General features: G+C 64.4%; 4 protein-coding genes. All 4 read left to right on the forward strand.

From position 1 onward, the window contains the following. Positions 1-1153 (forward strand): ABC transporter ATP-binding protein (locus HMPREF2943_RS07430; protein ID WP_070711227.1); only part of this gene is annotated, 1153 nt, incomplete at its 5' end. A 29-nt stretch (positions 1154-1182) separates the two neighbouring features. Continuing rightward, positions 1183-2370, forward strand: coding sequence for an alkylhydroperoxidase domain protein (locus tag HMPREF2943_RS07435; RefSeq protein ID WP_070711228.1), 1188 nt, complete (start codon positions 1183-1185; stop codon positions 2368-2370). Between the two features lie 17 nt (positions 2371-2387). Continuing rightward, on the forward strand, positions 2388-3062 hold the full coding sequence (locus HMPREF2943_RS07440) for an SDR family oxidoreductase (RefSeq protein WP_070711229.1): 675 nt from the start codon (positions 2388-2390) through the stop codon (positions 3060-3062). 56 nt (positions 3063-3118) lie between these two features. After that, positions 3119-3865 carry a GntR family transcriptional regulator gene (locus tag HMPREF2943_RS07445; RefSeq protein ID WP_070443630.1) on the forward strand — a complete coding sequence of 249 codons (747 nt, stop codon included), beginning with the start codon at positions 3119-3121 and terminating at the stop codon, positions 3863-3865. Positions 3866-3982 lie beyond the last annotated feature (117 nt).

A 3982-nucleotide genomic window follows, 5' to 3' on the forward strand; every position in this document is an offset into this window, starting at 1 on the left:
CATCGCCGACGAGCCCACCTCCGCCCTCGATGTCACCGTGCAGAAGATCATCCTCGACCTCCTCGATGACATGCGCGCAGAGCTCGGCATGGGCATCCTCTTCATTACCCACGACCTAGCCGTGGCCGGTGACCGCGCCGACCGCGTCGTGGTCATGGAGTCTGGCCAGCTGCGCGAGGAAGGCCTAGCCGCCACAGTACTGACCAACCCGCGCCACGACTACACCAAACGCCTGCTTGCCGACGCCCCCTCCCTCACCGTCGCCGACGCCGGCACGTCAACTGCCCGCGCCGTCGCACCCCAGGGCAACCTAAGCACTCAGCGTGCTTCATCTGAATCTACCGGCGCGCCGACTACTCGCGCTGCCAGCGAACCTTTGGTGCGCGTCGAAGGCCTGACCCAGCGCTTCGGTGATTTCACCGCGGTCGATGACATCTCCTTCACCGTGGCCAAGGGCTCGACCCACGCCATCGTGGGCGAGTCCGGCTCCGGCAAGACCACCACCGGGCGCAGCATCGCCATGTTCAATACCCCGACTGCGGGCAGCATCACCGTCGGCGGGCGCGACATCGTAGGCCTGCGCGGCAAGGCCTCGCGCGAAGAGCGAAACAACATCCAGCTGGTCTACCAGAACCCCTATGGCTCGCTGGACCCCAAGCAGACGATTGGCCAGACGGTGGCGGAGCCGCTGCGGAATTTGAAGGGGGCGTCGGCAAGCAGCGCGAAAGCCAAGGCCAAAGAGTTCCTCGAGCTGGTCGCCCTTAACCCGGATTATTATGACCGGCGCCCGCGCGAGCTCTCCGGCGGTCAGCGCCAGCGCGTGGCCATCGCCCGGGCGATGATTGTGGAGCCGGAGCTGGTCATCCTCGACGAGGCCGTTTCCGCCCTCGACGTCACCGTGCAGGCCCAAATCCTGCGGCTGCTTGCCCGGCTGCAGGAGGAGCTTGGCCTGACCTACATTTTCATCTCGCACGACCTGGCGGTGGTCAACCAGATCTCCGATACCGTGTCCGTGCTCTCGAAGGGCCAGCAGGTGGAATGCGGGCCCACGGCCGAGGTCTTTAGCAACCCGCAATCACCGTTTACCCGGAAGCTCATCGAGGCCATCCCCGGCTCGCGCTACCGCGCCGGTGACCTCAACCTCGGCCTGTAGCCTGGGGCCAATCAAGAAAGGATTAGTTCATGGCAGACATTATTAACCTACTGGCGGATGCAAGCGAGGACGTCGCCCAGCTGCGCGAGCGCCGGCCTGAAGCTAAGGAGAATGCGCAGGCCTCCTTCGCCGCGCTCCTTGAGCCTAAAGAGCCCGGCACGTTCAGCTATGCGGAGCGCTACGCCATCGCGACGTTTGTTGCTGGCATTTACCAGGCTCCGCAGGCGGTGGAGTTCTATTCCGACCTGCTGGCGGAGGAATCGGAGGAGCTCGCCGCAGAAGTAGCCCGCGCGGTGGAGCGCGGCATCACCACCGGCCCATACTCTGGTGGCGGCTTCACGCTTTTCGACGGCTCGCCACGCCTCGCCGCCGCCCTCGACTTCGCCCACCTTCTGGCTTTCCACCCCAAGGACGCCTCCCCGGCCGCGATCGGTCACCTCCAGGCAGCCGGCTGGTCCAACGATGACATCGTGACCCTGGGACAGATCGTGAGCTTCCTGTCCTTCCAACTGCGTGTGGCGCACGGATTGTCTGTGCTGGCCGGTGCCGCCCAGCCCACGCCTGTGACTGTGGCGCCGCGTCCCACCCAGACTCCGGAGTGGGTGCCGGGGGAGGGGACGTTGGTGCCGGACGTCGTCAAGCCGCAGGGTTTCGTGGCGCACTCCCTAGGCTGGAAGCCGTGGGTGCCGCCGCAACCAAAGGAGGAGTTCACCGACGCGCAGCGTGACGCGCTGATTAAGCCCGAGCGCATCGACATGGAGTACTTCCGCCTGCTGGCCCGCGACCCGGCAGCGCTCAAGGCGCGCACGCTGACGGACCTGGACATTTTCTACAACACCGACGGCGGATTGGGGCGCGCCCAGCGTGAGCTGGCCGCCACGGTGGTCTCGCGCCTCAATGGCTGCGAGTACTGCGCATCGGTACACCAGCAGCGCGCCAAGGAGGAGGGCGGTGACTCCGCAGCGATTGACCGCCTGCTCGACGAGGGCGTTTCTGCTGACCTGGGCTCGGCGCAGTGGTCCGCCATCCGTGACGCCGCCCTGGCCCTGACCGAGTCGCCCTTTGCGTTCGACGCCTCCCACGTGGATGGTCTCCGCGAGGTGGGTTTCGATACGCTGGCAATCATCGATGTCATCAACTCCTCCGCGTTCTTCAACTGGGCAAATCGCCTGATGTTGACGCTGGGGGAGCCGGATGTGCCGAAGCGCTTCCGCTAACTGAAGGAGGAACAATCATGGTGAAGATTGCCGTTGTGACCGGGGCAACCGGTGGAATGGGCAGGGAGATCATCAAGGACCTTGCGCGAGACCACCGCGTGTATGCACTAGGCCGGCGCGCCGGGGAGCTGCCGGAGGCGGAGAACATCGTGCCGGTGGGCATCGACCTGCTGTCGCTACTTGATGGTGCGGCGCTTCCCACCGAGCTTTCTGAACTGGAGCGCGTGGACGTGCTCGTGCATGCGGCGGCCCGGGCGGATAAGCGCTCAGTGGAAAGCGCTAGCCCGGAAGATTGGCGTGCGCAGATGGACCTCAACGTGCACGTGCCAGCAGAGCTGACCCGCCTTCTGCTGCCTGCGCTGCGTGCGGCGGAGGGCCTCGCGGTGTTCATCAACTCCGGTGCCGGCATCCACTCCTATGGTGACAACGTCATTTACGCCGCCACGAAGCACGCACTCTACGCGCTTGCCGACGGCCTCCGCCTCGGCGAACTCGGCATCCGCGTGTCCACCGTCGCGCCGGGTCCGACGGATACCCCGATGCTGCAGGGCTTGCAGGATTACAATCCGGAGCATGTCATCGCCCCGGTCGAGGTGGCGAAGGCTATTCGCACCACCGTTGATGCTGGGCCGACGACGCAGCTCACTGAGATCCGTGTGCGCCCGCGCATTGAGTTGAACCAGCGTAAGTAGGTGGCGCGTTTTCTCTCAAGATGCGAAAAACCCAGCACACGGTACAGTTATGAGGCGTGTCCACCTCTCAACGTCGCCGCCCCGCCTATTTGGTGATCGCGGATTCGCTTAGGAGCAAGATTGAATCCGGCGAATTAAAGCCGGGTGACCGTTTTCCCACCGAGCGGGAATTGGTTCAGGAATACAAGGTGGCGCGCATGACGGTGCGCCACGCGCTGGACATCGTCCAGATTGAGGGCCTCATTGATCGCAAGCGTGGGCGCACCGGTGGCACCTTCGTGCGTGCCACCCCGCCGACGCTGAGCCTGACGAGTGGCCGCAGTGCCCTCGATCAATTGCGTGAACATGGCCTCGATGTTGAGGTGCGGGTGCTGTCGCTGATGTTCATTGATGCTCCCGGGCACCTTGCTTCCGCCTTTGGGATTGAGGAGGGGGATTCCCTGTGGGAGTGCCGTACGGTGCAGGTGTCGGCGGGCTCGCCCATCATGGCCTCCACGCTCTTTATCCCGCAAGTCTTGGCACCAGGACTTACGGAAGAGGATGTGCAGAAGCCACTGACCGAGCTGTTGACGGAGCTTGACCTGACACCCGTTTTTAAGCGCGATTCCCTCGTGCCTGCCACCGCGCGCACGGAGGAACAAAAGGCCCTGGGCGTGGGGCGCAACCAGCCGGTCCTACGCATTACGAGAACCATCAAGGCAGAGGGCGGCGTCGTAGCCGCTCAGCTGGAAGAGACCCTGCGCCCTGATGCGGCCACGGTGGAGGTCGTCATTGGCGAGGATCCCACGCCGACCCTCGACTAGACACCAGCGAGGGCAGCGCCATAAGTTTTCCCCGCCGGGAATACGAACGTGTACTCCAGGAAACCCGCCAACCACCATCGGGTTGGTGGGTCTCGTTCTTTAAGAGCTAAAGGGCCC

Source organism: Corynebacterium sp. HMSC072D12 (assembly GCF_001813925.1).
Taxonomy (GTDB): domain Bacteria; phylum Actinomycetota; class Actinomycetes; order Mycobacteriales; family Mycobacteriaceae; genus Corynebacterium; species Corynebacterium aurimucosum.

What these genes read in the sequence shown, in the direction of transcription:
- HMPREF2943_RS07435 (WP_070711228.1), top strand. Translation starts at nt 1,183, where the DNA reads ATGGCAGACATTATTAACCTACTGGCGGATGCAAGCGAGGACGTCGCC.
- HMPREF2943_RS07440 (WP_070711229.1), top strand. Translation starts at nt 2,388, where the DNA reads ATGGTGAAGATTGCCGTTGTGACCGGGGCAACCGGTGGAATGGGCAGG.